This is a genomic window from Pseudarthrobacter sulfonivorans (genome assembly GCF_014712225.1).
GTDB lineage: Bacteria > Actinomycetota > Actinomycetes > Actinomycetales > Micrococcaceae > Arthrobacter > Arthrobacter sulfonivorans.
On sequence record NZ_JACXBW010000001.1, the window covers coordinates 312052 to 328888 of the forward strand.

A 16837-nucleotide genomic window follows, 5' to 3' on the forward strand; every position below is an offset into this window, starting at 1 on the left:
GTCACAGAGCCGATCCTTAGACGAGCCCGAATCTGCATTGTGATTGGAAGCATACGACACCAATTACCCGCAACCATGAAAAGAAATAAAAGTGTTCTTCAGGGCACTTTTATTACGCTAAACCGGCCGTTCAGGCTAAAGCCAGCGCAAGGGCCACCCCCGGACTTATTGGAATGCCTTCCGGTTTCGCCATACCCGCGAGGCGGGAACAATGCAGGCGGCGATAATGAGTGCCGCAACGGCCCACAAAATCCAAAAAACCGCAGGGAACGGCTGTTCGAAGCTGACAGGGACGCTGCGCACCACAACCTCGCCGGCAGCGGTGGTGGTGATGACGTTCAAGGTGTGCTCCCCCGGCGGCAGGTCCTTTGCCTGCAGGTTGACTTTGATGGTCCCGGCGCCCGCTTCGTCCAGGGAAATTGTTCCGAGGGGCAGCGGTGTGGATTTGAGGTAGACCGTGGCGTCCGTTTGCGGCAGTCCGCCGCGGAGGTTCACGGTGAAGTCGCCGTATTTTACAAAGACCGGGAACTCCGGAGTTTCGGTTCTGCCGATGTCCACGCCCACCTCGGAAGCGGTGATCCACGCGCTGGCGGCATAATTGCGCCAGTCGGCCCGGGCTGCGGGCACGTCCGCCGGCGTCAGCTCCGTCCCGGGGGCAGCGGCCCAGCTGTTGATCTTGGCAGCCATGGCCTGGTGCCCCTGAACGTTGGGATGGAACATCTCCGGCGAATCAGCCGTAGCGCCGCCAAAGGTCAGCGTGACAAACCACGGTGCCGGCGAGCAGATGGAGTGCTGGGTGGGGACTGCGTTCATGACTTCGCTGACAAAGTAGGCGGGTACCCCTGCCTGCGTTCGGGCGAGCTCCACGCCCTTGGCTACCTCATTGTTGAGGCTCACCTGAAGATCGTTGAAGTCCTCATAATCGCCGGAGAGCAAAAACGACTGGAATCTGGGTTCCCCGATGCACGTCAATTCAGCAGTTGCGTAGTCCTTGGCGAACAGTTTCGGGTAGGGCAGAACCATGACGGGCGGCATCGTAGTAACCGACATTTCTTCGAACGCCAGCTTGACCTCGGAAAGCGACCTTCTGAGGATCTCCGGAATCGTCTTGACCAGTCCGGCCGTTTCCTGCTGAACGGGTGAAGGCCCCACTCTGGCCGTGCACACGGTGAGGGGCTCAGCTGCGCACGACTTCACGATCGCTTCAAAGCCGATGTCGTTGCCCCCAATCGAGAGGAACACGGCGTCGGGCCGGTATCCTTCTGCCAACAGACGCCGCAGCTGCTGGAGTTGGGGCTCCTCGCCGTTCTGCCCGGCGTCGTACAAATTCCTGCTCTCGGCTCCCGAGCAGGCCAGAACTGTCACCTGCTCGGCGCTGAACAGCCATCCGGCGTACTGGTTCTTTGTCCTGTGGCAGCCGGCGGCCTGGCCCTGATTGGTGAAGTAGGGCCGGTCCTGGTCGCCGGCGCCTTCCCCGGAGGAGTAGGAGTCGCCCAGGACAAGGACGTTCCGGAATTCCTTGAGGGCGCCCCTCGCCGTCGATCCGCTGGCCGCGCCGTGGCTGTAGGTGACTTCCAGCGTCCTGGACACGGGGGCGGAGCCCACGGAGCCCGCCGTGATTTCGAGGACGGTTTTGTCCAGTTTGGGGGTCGACGGCGGGCTGACTGACCAGACCACCGTCCGCGACTGTCCGGCTGGCAGGTTGCCCACGCGGACAAACGGCCGCCGGGCGAACAGATTTGAGGTGGCGTCCGTGTCCCGCACGCTCAGGGTGACGTCACGGGGATCCTGTCCCTTCGCTGCCGTGACCTTGACGCTGACTTGGAATGCGCCCTCTGTCAGGGGCACGGGGGTTCCGGGCCCCTGGACCTCGAGGGTCAGGCCGTTGCCGAACTGCTCCCGCAACACTTTGCTTAGCTGGTCCGCGTCAGAGGCGTCGGCGAATGTCCCGCCGCCGGCAGTGGCGATGCATTGGAGCTCGGACTTCCCGCCGGAGGCGATATCGAATCCGACGGTGTTAATAACGACGTCGGTCCCCTTGGCTTTGACCTCTTTGGCTGCTTCGCACGAGTCCCGGCCGCAGTTGGACTCGCCGTCCGAGATGAGCACAATGGTGACGCCGGCCAGGGCGTTGGCTTCAAGGTAGCTTGCCGCCTGGACCAGGGCTTCCCCGGTGGGGGTTTCGCCGTCGGGCTCGGGAAGGATGCCCAGGGTGGACCCGATGGTCTCCAGCGAATGGCCGGACACCTCGGACCGGGTTTCCGCCATCTGGCAGCCGTTCACGGCCGGGAGGCCCTGGGCCGGATAGGTCATGAGCCCCAGCCGTGCGTCCGCCGGCAGTTCCTGGATCTGGGTGAGAATGGCCGACTTCGCGGCCTGCATTTTGACCCTCCCCTGCGCGTCCTTGTTCCTCATGGAACCGGAGGTGTCCATCAGGATAAGGACGTCCCGGCCTCCCGGGCGAAGCTGGGGTTCCGCGTGGGCCGGCAAGGCAACGGTGCCGCTGAACACCGCGGCAGCGATCACGAGCGCAAGGACGCGGAGCGCTTTCACGGACGAACCTCGATCTTGCTGAGGGAGTCTGACCCGCCGGCCAGGACGGCGTTGGCCCAGACGATCTCGGCGGTGCCGGGGTTTTTGTCGGTCCGGGAGAGGGTGGCTTCCAGCCTCAGGACGTTGGAGACGTCGGCGTCCAGGTTGACGGGATGGCCGTACTGCAGGGCCTCGTCAAGGATGGTCCGGCCGTCTGCCACAATCTTGATCCGTGCCGTCGCCAGGGGGTCCGAGGCATCGTCCAGGCCCACCGTTGCCTGGAGCCGGGCGGCGGCCCGGGAAATGATCCACACTGCAGCTGACTGCGTGCTTCTGGGGATGCAGGAGACGCCGGTGCTGGTCTTGGCGCCGTTCACCGTGCCGCCGGTCTTCGGGCCGCAGGATCCCGTCACCTTCACTGTCTCCAGCGGAAGCGTGGCGGCGCCGCTGGCAACTGTCAGGACCGGCTCCTCCACGAGGGGTGCCCCTGGCAGCGGATCGGAGCTGATGACCGCGCCGGCCTGTGCCCCGGCCACAAACGTGCGCTTGATGGTGGGCCGGGAGCCGAGGGCGGCGAGGGCCCGGGATGCCTCATCGAGGGGTTTACCGGTGAGCTCGGGCATGGCGGCCTCCACGGGGATGGAGAGTGTGATGGTGCCCACCTGGGCGGTGGTGGCGGCCGGGTCCTGCGCCACCACGGTGCCGGCCCGCCCGACGAAGGGGATTTTGGCGATGTTCACCGCGCCGGGGTCATATCCGGCGTCGGAGATGACCTGCCGGGCAGCGGCCTCGCTCAGACCCCGGACATCGGGCATGGGCACCTTGTCCGGGTCGGAGGCCGCACCGGGGCCTGCACCGTCCGGGGGCAGCCCGGCGGACTCGTCGGCCACGAGGGCGCCGCGAAGGGTCCAGCCAGCGATGAGTCCGACGATCAGCATCACCGCCGCCAGTCCGGCCATGACTGCAACAATGCTGGTCCAGGCACTGCGCTGCCTGACAGGGACCGTGGGAGCTTCGTCCTGGGCGGTGAGAGTCATGGTGTTGTCCTAGGCGGTGGGCGGAAACACAAAAGGCACAAACTGTGCTCATTATCTTGGGTTTGCCCACCCCGCCGCCGCGGACGCGCCGTCATGATACGGCCGGCGCCGAATGTGTCGCCCGGTTAACGGCCCCCTGCTGGACCTGCGGCGTTCTCCTACCTCGCCTGGGACGCCGTCAACGGAGCACCTCGGAAATCGGCTCCGTTAGAACGTCGTGTTTGATGGCGGTGGTGGCGGCTTTTCCTTGATGAAGACCAGGACGACGGCGGCGGTCACCCCCAGCGGGACCATGCAGATGACGATGGGCGTCAGGGGGTCGTTGTAGGAGGAGATGATCAGGTCACCGGTCTCCGGGGCAGGGGTCAACGACCATCGATGCCGCTCGGATACAAACACCACCACCTATCGGGGTCCTGGAGGCATTCCCGCAGGACCCACGATTTAACGCAGGTTTAGCGCAGGCCCTCATAGGGTGCTCAAGGGTTCGAAGAGCATCCACCAAAAATCGGCAGCATGAGAGATTCCGGCTGTTAGCTTCGAGTTACCGGGGGGATCCGCTCTAGCAGTGGGGCCGATTCTTCATCGGTGACTGCAAGCGTTCACCTCATCCATTAACAAAGGTCTCAACCATGCGTAGCATTTCCCGCGTCTCCATCGCCCTCGCCGCTTCCGCTGTGCTCGTCGGCTCTCTCGCCCTGCCGGCTTCCGCCGACGACACCGTCCTCACCGTAGTGGTACCGGTGGGCCAAATTGGCATCTCCGGCCCGTTGGGTGGCACCGCCGCCCTCACCGCCCTCACCCCGGGCGGCGATGCCACCGCAACCATCGAAGACGTTACCGTCATTGATAACCGGGCCGGCGTGGCTGGCTGGGTCGCTTCGGTCTCCCTCGAGGACTTTGTCGGCCTGACTCCCAGCAACATCATTTCCGCGGCAGACGCAGCATATGACACAGGCGTAGCAGTCGAAACTGGAACATCCACGGTCACGTCCGCTGATGTATCTGATCTGTCCATTGGCGGCCCCGTGCAGACGGCCGCAGGCGTGGTTGGAAACAACACCGCGATCTGGGACGCCACCCTCACCGTTACGGCTCCCGATGATGCGCTGGCTGACACGTACACGGCTACCTTGACCCACTCCGTCCTCTAAGAACAGCCGCAAAATTCAACTCCAGGACCGGGTGCCTGTTTACATCAGGCACCCGGTCCGGGAACCACCCCCACCCCTAATCAAGACGAGGTCCCGTTTTGCGTTTCCTGATGACAGTGTCCGTGATGATCCTCCTGGCTTTCCTGCAGATAGTGCCCGCCACGGCATCCGCCGTCATGAATGTCTCCCCAGCAAAGACCACCAATGACGCCGATCTCAGCATCCGTCTGCTCGACATTCCGGCCAGTACCCAGAACGACCCACGGGCGCGGACATACATCATCGACCGGCTCGCCCCGGGCGACGAGATCAAGCGCAGGATCCATGTCGAGAACAACTCCGCGACTGCCCAGACTGTTCACCTCTACTCAGGGGCAGCCCGCATCGCGGACGGTGCCTTCGTCGGTGAAGCCGCCGGGGTCAAGAACGACCTGAGCACCTGGACGACCCTCGCAGAACCAGAGGTTACTCTCAAAACCGGAGAATCGGCCGATGTACCCGTCACCATTGCAGTGCCTGCCGACGCTCCCGAAGGCGAACAGTACGGTGCCGTCTGGGCGGAAATGCGCAGCGCCGCCGATAAGAGCGGCGTTGCCCAGGCCAGCAGAGTGGGCATCCGGATTTACCTCTCGGTAGGGCCCGGCAACGGGACAGCCGCCGATTTCACCATCACCTCCCTGGAACCCTCCCGCTCCCAGACCGGCGATCCGCAACTCAGCGCGCTCGTCACCAATACCGGCGGACGCGCGTTGGATGTCACCGGCGAGCTCAGCCTGACCGGCGGTCCGGGCGGCCTGTCCGCTGGCCCCTTCAGCCTCAAGTCCGCGACGACTATCGCGCCGGGGAAAACCCAGAACATCACCTTCGTCCTTCCGAAGGAACTTCCAAACGGTCCATGGACCGCCGGACTCAAACTCAAGAGCGGCCTCTTGGAACGAAACGCTTCCGCCGCGATTACTTTCCCCGACGCCGGCTCCGGAGAAGCAGTCACTCCCGTCCAATCCGGGGGCAATCAAGGGCTGCTGTTCGCTGCGATCGCGGGAGCCCTGCTGATCGTCATCATCACAGCACTGCTGATCCTGCGCCGGAACCGGCTTCGTATTAGGACCCTCGCACAGGAAAATCCCGAACCTGGCCAGCGCCGCGGGAACCGGGTCAGGACCGATGCTTAAAAGTAGGGCCCGCCGGCTGGGGGCGCGCCGCATATCCGGAGCGCCGCCGTCGAACGGCGTGGAGGACAGCTTCCGCGACCAGATCCGAGACGCCTACAGTCGCCCGTCAGGGCGCCGCGCCCTCGGATGGATGTTGGCCCTTCAGATCACCATTGCATTGGCCTCCGGTGCGGCCGCGGTGCTGGCGTCTCCGGCTATGTTCGACCATCACTGGCCACAGGTGGTGGTCGCCGCACTGACCGTCATCCTGGTGATCATTGCGGTCCCCGCAGCCCTGCGCTTCATCCGGGCCTATGGCACTCAGAAGTTCAAAGCGCACTTCACCGCGGCCCTGATGGACACCATGCTGACAACGAGCAGGGAGTGGGTTTGGGCGGTCGATGCCGCGGGGATCTTCACATTCTCCAGTAAAACCAGCGCCAATATCCTTGGGTACCAACCTTCGGAGCTGATCGGTCGGCACTGCCACCTCCTGATCGCGCCCGAAGATCTCGCCTTGGCACGCCGAGCAGTTCAGGTTGGCCCCCGTTCCGGGGACGCCGGCCCCGAGGGGGTAATGGTTTGCCTCCGTCACCGTGACGGCAGTCCGGTCTGGGCGGAAGTTACCGGAAGGATCAGCCCCGCCATGGACGGGCGCGGCACAGGATACGGGGGAACTATCCGCCAACTCCCGCCACGCTCCGCCAAGGAAGCGGCGCTCTCCAGGAGCAGGAGCCGGATCAACGACATCGTCAACGACAACATGTTGCTGACTGCATTCCAACCCATTTACAGCCTCATCACCGGAGACCTGATCGGCGCTGAAGCCCTCTCACGGTTCGTGACCGATGACGGGTCCGGTGCCGACTACTGGTTTCCAGAAGCCACGGCGGTAGGCCTCGGGGTCGAACTCGAATTCGCGGCCCTGACGGCTGCGTTGACTGCCGCAGAAGAACTCCCGGACCACGTCTACGTCGCTTTGAACATCTCCCCGGAAAGCTGCATCGATCCCCACCTGATTAAATTGCTGGAACGCTCCCGCATGCCCCTGACCAGGATCGTTCTGGAACTGACGGAGCGGCTGGCCGTGGAAGACTACGACGCCCTGTTCACAGCCTTGGCACCGCTGCGGGCGAGCGGGATCCGCGTTGCCATCGACGACGCCGGAGCCGGCTTCTCCTCCATGCGCCACATACTTCAACTGCGTCCGGAAATCATCAAGCTAGATCAAAGCCTCATCGCCGGGATCCATGAAAGCACCGGTCAGCGGGCGCTCGGCGCAGCAATGGTCGAATTCGCAAGCAAGATCGGCGCGAGCATCATCGCCGAAGGAATCGAGACCCACGCCGAACTCGACGCCGTAAACAAACTAGGAATGCCAGCAGGCCAGGGGTACCTCCTTGGCCGGCCGTCCATCCTGCCCCATGACTGGATACAGTGGCCGACCGTGCTCAAAACGGGGTTGCCTAACGCAGCATGAGCGGGCCGCTGAGCGTGACACCTTCCCCTCATTAATCCTTCGCCCAGCTCGCGTGGTGTTGAATAGCAAACTTGTCGCTTCAACAATCGGCTCGCACTCGTTGTAAGTTAGGTTTGTGGCTGAATACCCGGCGGCGCTGGGCCGACGCGGATTCAGCTGGAATATGGGGGGTCCATGGGCGAGCTCGGCGTGGCGGTAGTGATAGAAGATGACAAGGACCTACGCAATCTTATAGAAGGCATACTCTCGCAAGCCGGTTACGCCGTCCACACGGCAACCGAGGGGAGAGAAGGCGTCGCGATGGTGCGGGACAAAAGGGCCAAGATAGTCACCGTCGATATAGGCCTGCCCGACATTGATGGCTTCGAGGTCCTGCGACGGATCCGTAGGTTCAGCGATGCCTATGTCGTGATGCTCACGGGCAGGACTGAAGAGCCGGATCTGCTGAGTGCCCTTGATGCAGGGGCCGATGACTACATCACCAAACCTTTCCGGCCACGGGAGCTGCGCGCCCGCATCACTGCGATGATGCGCCGGCCTCGGCAGCACTTGCTAGACCCTGAGGTGACAGATGCTTTCTCAGGAACCCCGCCTCCAGACACTCCGGCGAGCGAATCGACCCTCCAACACAACGGGCTGGTGCTGGATCACCGGAAGCGGACGGCTTGTGTGGGCGGGACGCCACTGAAGCTGACGCGAAGTGAATTCGATCTGCTCCATCAACTCGTCCGGGCATCCGGAAACGTCCTTTCACGGGCTGACCTGGTCCGTGTGGTCCGGGGAGAGTACTACCCCGAGGATGCCCTCATCACTGACGCCGATGAACGGGCCGTCCAGGTGCACATTGGCAATCTTCGCCGGAAACTCCAAGACGATGCCGACTCACCGCGTTGGCTGCAGACGGTCCGTGGAGCCGGCTACCGGCTGGCGGACCCTGTGATCTCCGGCCGCTCAACGTGATTGCCACACGATGCAACAGAACCAGACGAACCCCCCTTGCGAAGGTACCGGTGTTCGAGTTCGGCGATTGTGGCAGGACCATGAATCGAAACCATTGCCAACGCCTCGTAATGCAGGTCCCCCTCCCGCACAGCGTCCTCCAGCACCGCTGCGAGACGTGCCAGCCGTAGTCCCCCAACCATGGCGGATGACACCTTCAAGCTGATGACCGCGTCCAGGGCTGCAGTTCGGTCCCCGCTCTGCAGCGAATCAACGAGGCGGCGCTCCCGCTGCCCCCAAAGCTCCGAATAGTCCTCGGCGAAATCCCTGGCCATCTGCACTCGTCCCAGCTGATCTTCCAGACCTTTCAGAACGGCAAGATCCACCAGAGGCAGCTCCTGGCCGTCAAGCTCCACAGCGGCCACTGTAGGCGCTGTGGAGCTTACCGCCGTCCGAGCTGGCCTGGCGCCCTCCGTGGCTCGGGGCGCGGTAGGTTCTGAGATGGCCATTATTCGAGATTACGGTCCTTCAACTATGAAGGGGCACCAATTCGGCCGATCCTGCGCAAACCCTTCCTCACTCTTGTGCCCATGAAGCTCCCGGCCCAGGAACGCGTGGATCTTCACAAGGCGCGATGGAACGCAGACGACGCATGGCCCGCAGCATTTGGGTGCTCCCCCTTCGGACTTTGGGTGCTCTCCCTTCGGACAGTCGCAGTTCTTACGCAGGACCCGTCCAACGCCCAGCGAACACGGTGACCGGACGCGGATGTCCTCGGACCAACCAACAAGTGCGTGATTTCGGCTCTCTTAGGGCACCGATATTTGACACCGTAGCGGCGGATGAGGCTGTTCGGCTAGGTCAACGTCGTTGCTTTGGACCGCAGTGACGTATCCGCACTCCTCTCGATCCTGGCCAAGCCGTGAAACTGGCGAGGAATAGTCCACACCTCGGATTGGCGAGTACGCCATACACGAGATCGACTTACCAGGGATCTCCCACCAAATTTAGTCCCTTGCCCATAGTTTCAACACCCAGCACTTGAAGTTGCAACGTGCCCCATGGTGGCTCCGCTCGGTTCCTACCGTGCAGCGGTGGCCGCCTCGTCGTCGTCGGCGGTGATGAGGATGTTGCCTTCGGAAATCGACTCGGAGAGGACGTCGTGTTCGATGGCGGTGGCCAGCGGCTTTTCATTGATGAAGACGAGGACGACGGCGGCGATCACTGCCAGCGGGACCATCCAGATGAAGATGGGCGTGAGTGCGTCATTGTAGGAGGAGACGATCAGTTCCTTGATCTCCGCCGGCAGGTGGTTGACCAGTGCAGGGGTGAGGGAGTTAGATCCGCCGGGTGTGCCGCCGCCGGTCGCGGCGGCGGGCAGGCGCTCGGTGAGGAGGTCGGCCAGCCGGCTGGCGAACAGGCTTCCCACCACTGCTGAGCCGAGGGTGGCGCCGATCTGGCGGAAGAAGTTGTTGGACGCGGTGGCGGTGCCCACTTCACGCAGCGGGAAGGAGTTCTGCACAATGAGGACCAGCATCTGCATGCTCAGGCCCAGTCCAACGCCCATCACGGCGAGGTAGGCGCAGATTTCCCAGAGCGGCTGTCCGGGCTTGAGGGTGGAGAGCAGCACCAGGGCCACGGCCACCAGCACCGAACCGGCGATGGGCATCCACTTGTACCGGCCGGTCCTGCTTACCAGCTGGCCGGAGCCCACGGAGGCCACCAGCAGGGCGCCCATCATGGGGATCATCAGCAGCCCGGATTCGGTGGCATTGACACTGAAGGCCATCTGCAGGTAGGTGGGGAGGTAGCCGATGGCGCCGAACATGGCCACGCCGATCAGCAGGCCAGCGAAGGTGGAAAGGTTGAAGTTCAGGTCCTTGAACAGGTGCAGCGGGATGATGGGCTCCGCGGTGCGGCGCTCGACGAAGACGAACGCGACGGCGGCCACGCCGGTGACAGCGATCAGGGACAGGATGATGGGGTCAGTCCATTCGTACTTGCTGCCGCCCCAGGTGGCGAAGAGCACCAGGGCCGTGGTGGCGATGGCCAGCAGGAACATGCCGCCGAGGTCCAGCTTGGGTTTTCCGGTGTGCTTGGGCAGTTTCAGGAAGAAGAATGCACCGGCGAGGGCCAGCAGTCCGAGGGGGATGTTGATCCAGAAGACCCAGCGCCAGCCGGGCCCCTCGGTGAACCAGCCGCCCAGGAGCGGTCCGGCCACGGAGGAGATGGCGAAGACGCCGCCCATCAGGCCCATGTACTTGCCGCGTTCGCGGGCCGGAACCACGTCGGCAATCACCGCCTGCGAAAGGATCATGAGCCCACCGCCGCCCAGACCCTGGATGACGCGGGCGGTGATGAGCATGCCCATGTCGTTGGCCAAGGCGCCGATGACGGAGCCGATCATGAACAGGGTGATTGCTGCGATGAGCAAGGACTTGCGGCCCATTAGGTCACCGAGTTTGCCGTAAACGGGCATTGTGATGGTGGAGGCGAGTATGAAAGCGGTGATAACCCAGAGCATGTCACTGACGCCGTGGAGTTCGCCCACGATAGTGGGGAGTGCCGTGCTGAGCACGGTCTGGTTGAGCGACGCGAGAAGCATCGAGAGCATAAGGCCGACGAACAGCAGGACGATGTGCTGCTTTTCGGGGGCCTGCCCCGCCTTGGGTGCGGTGGGGTTGGTCATGAGAGTTTCCTTTGCAAGTGGTGAAAAAGTGCAAGCGCGGGTGCGAGTTCCGCGGGGGTGAGTCCTGTGGCGGGGTCGAAATTGGGGGTCGTGGCCGTGAACTTGGCAGGCACGGCGGCGAGCATGACAAGCATTCTCGCGGTCTCCCCCGGGCTGAAGCCCTCGGCACCGCCGGACCAGGAAGGATCGCTGGTCAGGGCTACGCCCACGGCCTCACAAACCAAGGCTTCGCCTTTGGCCATGTATTCCATCTGGCGGCGGTGCAGATTGGGGTACCGCTGCAGCAACTCGCGGCGCCGGCTGTTATCCGTACTCCCGAGCGCCGACCGAGCTACGGACACCAGCAGGAGCGTCACTTGGCCCAGGAGGTCAGCCGCGTCGGTGAGTTTTGCTGCCTCGGCAGGGTCCAAGACGGGCTCACGGAGACCGAGGACCGCATCCTCCTTAGCCGGGAAATAGTTAAAGAACGTTCGGGGTGACACTCCTGCGCTCTCTGCGATGACTTCCACCGTGGCCTTATCCAGGCCGCGCAACCGGGCGAGCGATGCGGCGGCCTCGTGGACGGCGGTCCAGGTTTCTACCTTTTTTCGCTCGCGCAGAGTCGGGGTAGTTGCTTCAGGCATCTAGATATTTTTGCATAACTGCATTTATTGCACAAATGCAACTTCTTATGCAACGGACGTGCCGTGCCGCCCGTTCACCTATGCAAAGGCGCTCCTAGACCGTCCGGCCAGTTCCCGGGCGCGCTCCGGAACGGAACGGACGACGTCGGGCTCTAACTTTTTGGAGGCCCAGCGGCGGATGGGGCGCTCCACATAGCGGAACGACAGCCACGCCATCAGCACGGTCACCGCTGCCGCGAGCGGGACGCGGAGCCACAGTGCCGGGACGAGGGGTATCAGCAGGAGGTAGACGGGCAGGTGCCAGAGGTAGGCGGCGTAGGAGAGGTCGCGGCCGGGGTTGGCAAGCCAGGGGTGGCTCAGGATCCGTGAGGCGAGGCCGGCCGGGCGGAGGACCAGCGAGCCGATGACCAGCCCGGCGAGCACGGCCAGGGCGGTGGGGCCGCCGCTCCAGAAGACATCGAACCAAACTCCGGGCGTGTTCGGCTCAGCGAGTACGAACACCGCTGCCGCCAGGGCGAGCCCGGCGAGCGGACCGGCCCAGCGTGCACCGGCCTGCAGGGCGGCGTGGACCCGGGAGCCCGGGCTGACCGACGCGAACACCAGGGCCAGGGTGCACCCCATCAGCAGCTGGTCGGCCCTGGTGTCCGGCCCGTTGTACAGCCGGGCCAGCGGCGCCCCGTCCAACACCAGGAGCAACCGTGAAACCAGGAACCCAAGAGCCAGGACGGCGGTCAGCCAGGCGACGGTGCGGACCTTCCAGAACCGCAGCATCACCAGCAGGACCACCGGCCAGACCAGGTAGAACTGCTCCTCCACGGCCAGGGTCCAGGTGGGGCTCAGCGCATTGCCGCCGGTGGAGGCACCGAACATCCCGAAGTTGGACAGGTTCATGACGTAACCGGCGGCCGGGATGGAGTTGGCGGCCTGGCCGCCCCACCCAGAGGCCGGGAAGACCAGGCCGCCCAGAACCACCACGGCGCATACCGCCAGCAGCGCGCGCCAGAGCCGGGCCAGCCGCTTGGCGTAGAAGACGCCCAGCCGCAGCCGGCCCGTGGCCCGGTACTCCTTCATGATCAGGAGCGTGATCACAAAGCCGCTGAGCGTGAAGAACACGTCCACACCGACCGATCCGCCCGGGACGAGTTCCGTCACGGTATGGAAGAGGAAGACGCCAATGACCGCGACGGTCCGCAGACCATCCAGGGCATGTTTCCGTCCGGAGATCAGCCCGTTCCCGGGCGCAAACGGGCGTTCCGACCAAGAATTCGCCCATCAAGCTTACGTAACGTTTTGGTAAGTGCGCTGAGTGGCGAATGCTGCTGCCCTTGTTGGAAGTCGGCGGGCTGAGGCTCGGACCAGAGTGCAGATATGAGGAGCCGCCTCGCCGCCCTTCGTTGATCCACAAGGGCTCAAAAGGGCAAGGGTTCGGGACAGGCGTCTGTCTTGCGGGAAAACTTTCCGCCCGAGGTTCGGCCTCCATGGCCCGGTGCAGGGTTTCGGATGGGCCGATGTCATGACATCCGGCGAACGCTCACCTCAGCACTTCCGCCAATTGTCGCCCCCATTACCAGTGCGCCACCCCTAGGGGGATTGCGGTCTGCTGTATCGTTGTCCACGACTGTACGGGGGGACGATTACACAAGGACGCACCGCATGAAAATCACGAGTCCGAACATCGCTGCGGTCAGAAACACCTTAGGACTTGGCACCACACTGCTAGTGACAGTAGTCGCCGCGGTGGCCTTGGCATTTATCGATATCCGGTTCGCGTTCGCGCCGTTTGGGGTCTGGGTCATTCTCCTGCTGGTCCGGTCCGTGGGTTTCGGTCAATTCACACCAACACGGCCGATCGGTTGGCTGTATGCCGCGATCATTTTCACTACATGCTGGGCGCCATCACTGGGGACCTTCGGCACCCTCGCGAGGTTCGGGCTTGCGGTACTCACTGTGGTTGCGCTCGTGCATAGTTTTCGGGCGACAGCCCCACCGCGATTAGACCGCCCTCTGAAACTCGGTCTAGCGCTGCTGGTCCTCTCGCTCGTCTTGAGTACCGTTGCGGCCGCGTCCGCCGGGTTTGGCCTGTCTCGCCTCATCAACTGGTCAATGTTTATCCCCCTTGTGTGGTTGGTTATTAGGAAGCCGGACGTCAGAGGTGCCGGGTTTGGGATGGTCGCAACCTGCGTCTTCCAGATGATAGGCGTAGGTTTGCAGGTTGCTGGCCTTATGAAGGGCACATGGGGCGGCCTCCTCATTTCAGGGTTGACTTACAATCCAGTATCAAGTTCCTGGCTGAAGCGGTACACCGGATTTATGCTAAACCCCAACGATCTGGCTCTCGCTCTCGCATGCGGCATCATTGTCCTCGCAGCTTGCATCCTTGGCAAGGTCTCAGCGCGAGTGCGAGTTGGCTGCCTCACCCTTATCGCGCTCTTTGCTGTGGGCGTCATTTCGACCGGTTCACGCGGCGGGCTAGTAGCGGTCGTACTGGGTGTCGGTATCCTTTTCATGGCTGCCGGTCGGAGGGGCTTGGCCCTTGGGATTGTGGCAGTTGCATTAGGTGCAACCGTTTACTTGGCGAGCGGCTCGCGGGAACTTGACCGTATAGTACAGTCCTTCGGTGAGATAGTTTCCGGCACGGACGCCAGTTCTACACAGCGTAGCGGCATATGGATGAGCTGGCTCGGAGCCGGCGATGGAGGGAGCTGGGTCTTAGGGAACGGCTTTGGTGGCTACGCCCCTGACATCTTCGCCCAGCAGCGCGGTCTGGACATCGATCCAACCTTGGCCACGCGGGCAACGGTAGACAACAGTTGGCTCAAGATGCTGCTGGAGTCTGGCATCGTCGGCGTATTCGGCATGGCACTCACGATGCTGTCCCCGCTGTTGGCCTCGCTCAAAAAGTCAGATGGCGAACGGCGCCCTTGGGGCATCGCCTCCGGCGCAGTCTTACTCGCCATACTCTGGCGATCGATTTCGGTCGACATGCTGGATAAGAACCCGTGGAATGCCTTGGTATTCCTCGCGGTAGGCTTCGCCGCTGCGTCCACCTTCCAGTCACATGAAGAACCCGAGCTAAAAAGCAAGGTATGGCAGCGTCGAAACAAGGCATTATCGATTGATTCGATTCAATCAACGCCCCACTCCCCAACGGCTTGCTTGGATTCCAGGGGTCGTTGCAACACCTGTTGGTTAGGTGGTTAGTAGTAAATCACGTAGACGCTCGGCTGGAGTATTCCAAGCCGAGCGTTTTGCGTGGGCGTCCGATAAGTTCCTGCGCGACGTGTTTCGAGGTCTTCAGGCCCGTAGACGGAGAGGTCGGTGCCCTTGGGGAAGTACTGGCGCAGCAACCCGTTGGACGCTCCTATGTTTGTCAACCCGCCGAGGGAACCTGTTGAGAGGCTGCCGCGGCTTCCATGACGCGGTAAAGGCCCCGGGCAAGCGTGCGTTTGAGGCACCTGCGGATCTCACGATGGGTCTTGCCTTGAAGGGTTCGGCGGGCTTCGTAGGCCCGGGTTTCTGCGTGGCATCTGATCCGCGTGATCGCAATTGTGTGCAGGGCCCGGTTGAGTGTCCTGTCGCCGCCGCGGTTGAGTCGGTGCCGGGTGCGTTGGCCGCTGCTGGCTTCCAGGGGTGCGACTCCGGCCAGCGAGGCGAATGCCGCTTCGCTTCTGACCCGTCCGGGGTGGGACCAGCTGATCAACAACTGGGCCGCGACGACCGGTCCGACGCCTGGTTCGGCGAGCAGTGCCGGCCCGGCCGGGTGTTCCTGGATCAGGCGGGCCGGCCCGGCCGGGTGTTCCTGGATCAGGCGGGCCAGCTCGGGATCGATGTCCGCGAGCTGGTTGCCCAGGAACCGACACGATCGTTGCAACTCCCACAATTAATTCTGAGTGTTGCAACGACCGCTAGAACCCGCCCGGGACCGGGGCGTTTCCTTTGTAGCACTAGGCCCAGATTCCGGCCATCAACTTAGCTGTCGCCTGGCACCGCCGGCCGACGAAGGGTTGTCTCCGGACGTTCAGCACAGCAGGTAGCGGTTCGCGTCGGGCGGAACGTGCCACGATGGCTCGGTTTACGCCGCCACAGATTTCTTCGAAGCTATGCGGTTCTTCATGGCCGCCCGAACCGGTTCTTCAACGTAGCGCGCCGACAGATAAGCGAGCAATAGGGTTAAGGCTATTCCTATCGGCAACCTTACGAGAGTCGATCCCGGTCCGTCGTAGAGCCCGCGTATGAGAAAGAAGATCGGGTAGTGCCATAAGTACATCCCGTAAGACAGGTGTTTTCCGGGCCACGACAACCACGACACCGACAACATTCTCGATAAGGGGTGCCCTAAGTTGAGTACCAGCCCGCAAATCAAAGTGCTGGCCGCCAAGGCAATGATCATGGGAAATATCGAACGGTAGATGAGGGACACCATGTCATCACCGTGCGGGTAGGCAAAAGTAAGGATCGCCACCACGACAAACGCCGTGCTCGGCCAAAGCGCCCAGCGACTCAACTTTACAGCCAAGACTTTTCGCGGGCCCGAATCGGGCAGCAACGTTAGTATCATCGCAAGGAGGCAGCCAATCAGGAGTTGGTCAGCACGTGTATCCGGACCATTGTAGATGCGCTCGTAGCCAGCACCCAATAGCTGAAGCAGGCCACGCTCGGCCACGACTGCGATACAAGCTGTAGAGGTGAGGATAGCCAGCGTCCGGAGATTTCGGACAAACCGGAGCACGACGATGAAAAGCGCCGGCCATAGAATGTAGAACTGCTCTTCCACAGCAAGGGACCAGGTGTGCCCCATCGAACCGCCATCCCCGGACTCACCAAACCAGCCCCCACGGAAGAAATTCATGACGTGCAGCGCTGATCTCAATGCGTTGCTTTGCTCACCTCCCCAGAAGCTGGAGGGCAGAAGGAATGCCGTCCCTGCGACTACTGCGCACACGGCAAACAGCGCGGGCCAAAGCCTGGAAATTCGCAGGGAGTAAAAGATTCCGAGACGAACTCTTCCAGTCGCTTGGTATTCCTTTAGGAGCACCGTCGTAATGACGAAACCGCTGAGCGTAAAAAACACATCAACGCCCACGCCCCCGCCTCTTACGGCCGCCGGAACCATGTGGAAGAACATGACCGCCAGGACTGCCAGCGTTCGTATTCCGTCAAGTGCATCAAATCGGCCACCTGTCCGGGTATCCCGCCGACGCGGATCAATAGGCGTCGTCGTGGTCATAAATT

General features: G+C 62.8%; 13 protein-coding genes and 2 pseudogenes. 5 read left to right on the forward strand and 10 right to left on the reverse strand.

Annotated features, from left to right (window positions below):
- Window positions 1-165: 165 nt before the first annotated feature.
- From IAQ70_RS01465 to IAQ70_RS01475, 3 genes are all read right to left on the reverse strand, one after another.
- Window positions 166-2553: an SGNH/GDSL hydrolase family protein gene (locus tag IAQ70_RS01465; protein ID WP_190987519.1), complete on the reverse strand. Its 2388-nt coding sequence runs from the start codon at window positions 2551-2553 to the stop codon at window positions 166-168.
- Window positions 2550-3569, reverse strand: a complete 1020-nt coding sequence (locus tag IAQ70_RS01470) for a PASTA domain-containing protein (RefSeq protein WP_190987520.1) — start codon at window positions 3567-3569, stop codon at window positions 2550-2552. The genes IAQ70_RS01465 and IAQ70_RS01470 overlap by 4 nt, the downstream gene beginning before the upstream one ends.
- A 207-nt stretch (window positions 3570-3776) precedes the next feature.
- Window positions 3777-3938, reverse strand: a complete 162-nt coding sequence (locus IAQ70_RS01475) for a hypothetical protein (RefSeq protein ID WP_190987521.1) — start codon at window positions 3936-3938, stop codon at window positions 3777-3779.
- A 263-nt stretch (window positions 3939-4201) separates the two neighbouring features.
- Between IAQ70_RS01475 and IAQ70_RS01480 the strand changes: the two genes are divergently transcribed.
- The 4 genes from IAQ70_RS01480 to IAQ70_RS01495 all read left to right on the forward strand — a co-directional run bounded on the left by IAQ70_RS01480 (window position 4202) and on the right by IAQ70_RS01495 (window position 8314).
- Window positions 4202-4723: a hypothetical protein gene (locus IAQ70_RS01480; RefSeq protein ID WP_190987522.1), complete on the forward strand. Its 522-nt coding sequence runs from the start codon at window positions 4202-4204 to the stop codon at window positions 4721-4723.
- Window positions 4724-4833: 110 nt separating this feature from the next.
- Entirely contained in the window at window positions 4834-5895 is a 1062-nt protein-coding gene (locus IAQ70_RS01485; protein WP_190987523.1) for a hypothetical protein, read from the forward strand.
- The gene (locus IAQ70_RS22555; RefSeq protein WP_223858596.1) at window positions 5888-7354 is read left to right on the forward strand and encodes a sensor domain-containing phosphodiesterase; all 1467 of its coding nucleotides are present in this window, start codon (window positions 5888-5890) and stop codon (window positions 7352-7354) included. Before IAQ70_RS01485 ends, IAQ70_RS22555 begins: the two co-directional genes overlap by 8 nt.
- Before the next feature lie 174 nt (window positions 7355-7528).
- A complete protein-coding gene (locus IAQ70_RS01495) occupies window positions 7529-8314 on the forward strand; it encodes a response regulator transcription factor (protein ID WP_190987524.1) in 786 nt (261 codons plus the stop codon).
- Here IAQ70_RS01495 and IAQ70_RS01500 read toward each other — a convergent pair.
- The 4 genes from IAQ70_RS01500 to IAQ70_RS01515 form a co-directional block, all read right to left on the reverse strand.
- Window positions 8272-8679, reverse strand: a complete 408-nt coding sequence (locus IAQ70_RS01500) for an Hpt domain-containing protein (RefSeq protein ID WP_190987525.1) — start codon at window positions 8677-8679, stop codon at window positions 8272-8274. The genes IAQ70_RS01495 and IAQ70_RS01500 overlap by 43 nt on opposite strands.
- Window positions 8680-9374: 695 nt before the next feature.
- Window positions 9375-10982, reverse strand: a complete 1608-nt coding sequence (locus IAQ70_RS01505) for an MDR family MFS transporter (protein ID WP_190987526.1) — start codon at window positions 10980-10982, stop codon at window positions 9375-9377.
- A complete protein-coding gene (locus tag IAQ70_RS01510; RefSeq protein ID WP_190987527.1) occupies window positions 10979-11605 on the reverse strand; it encodes a TetR/AcrR family transcriptional regulator in 627 nt (208 codons plus the stop codon). Before IAQ70_RS01510 ends, IAQ70_RS01505 begins: the two co-directional genes overlap by 4 nt.
- A gap of 78 nt (window positions 11606-11683) precedes the next feature.
- The gene (locus IAQ70_RS01515) at window positions 11684-12832 is read right to left on the reverse strand and encodes an acyltransferase family protein (protein ID WP_223858691.1); all 1149 of its coding nucleotides are present in this window, start codon (window positions 12830-12832) and stop codon (window positions 11684-11686) included.
- Window positions 12833-13258: 426 nt separating this feature from the next.
- Between IAQ70_RS01515 and IAQ70_RS01520 the strand changes: the two genes are divergently transcribed.
- Entirely contained in the window at window positions 13259-14806 is a 1548-nt protein-coding gene (locus IAQ70_RS01520; RefSeq protein WP_190987528.1) for an O-antigen ligase family protein, read from the forward strand.
- On the opposite strand, the pseudogene IAQ70_RS22560 reads toward IAQ70_RS01520, so the two are convergent.
- The 3 genes and pseudogenes from IAQ70_RS22560 to IAQ70_RS01530 all read right to left on the reverse strand — a co-directional run.
- Window positions 14795-14961 (reverse strand): annotated as a pseudogene (locus tag IAQ70_RS22560) (IS30 family transposase); the annotation flags it as partial. The gene IAQ70_RS01520 and the pseudogene IAQ70_RS22560 overlap by 12 nt on opposite strands.
- Window positions 14962-14975: 14 nt before the next feature.
- Window positions 14976-15359, reverse strand: a pseudogene (locus IAQ70_RS01525) (transposase); the annotation flags it as partial.
- A gap of 318 nt (window positions 15360-15677) precedes the next feature.
- On the reverse strand, window positions 15678-16832 hold the full coding sequence (locus tag IAQ70_RS01530; RefSeq protein ID WP_190987530.1) for an acyltransferase family protein: 1155 nt from the start codon (window positions 16830-16832) through the stop codon (window positions 15678-15680).
- Window positions 16833-16837: the final 5 nt, after the last annotated feature.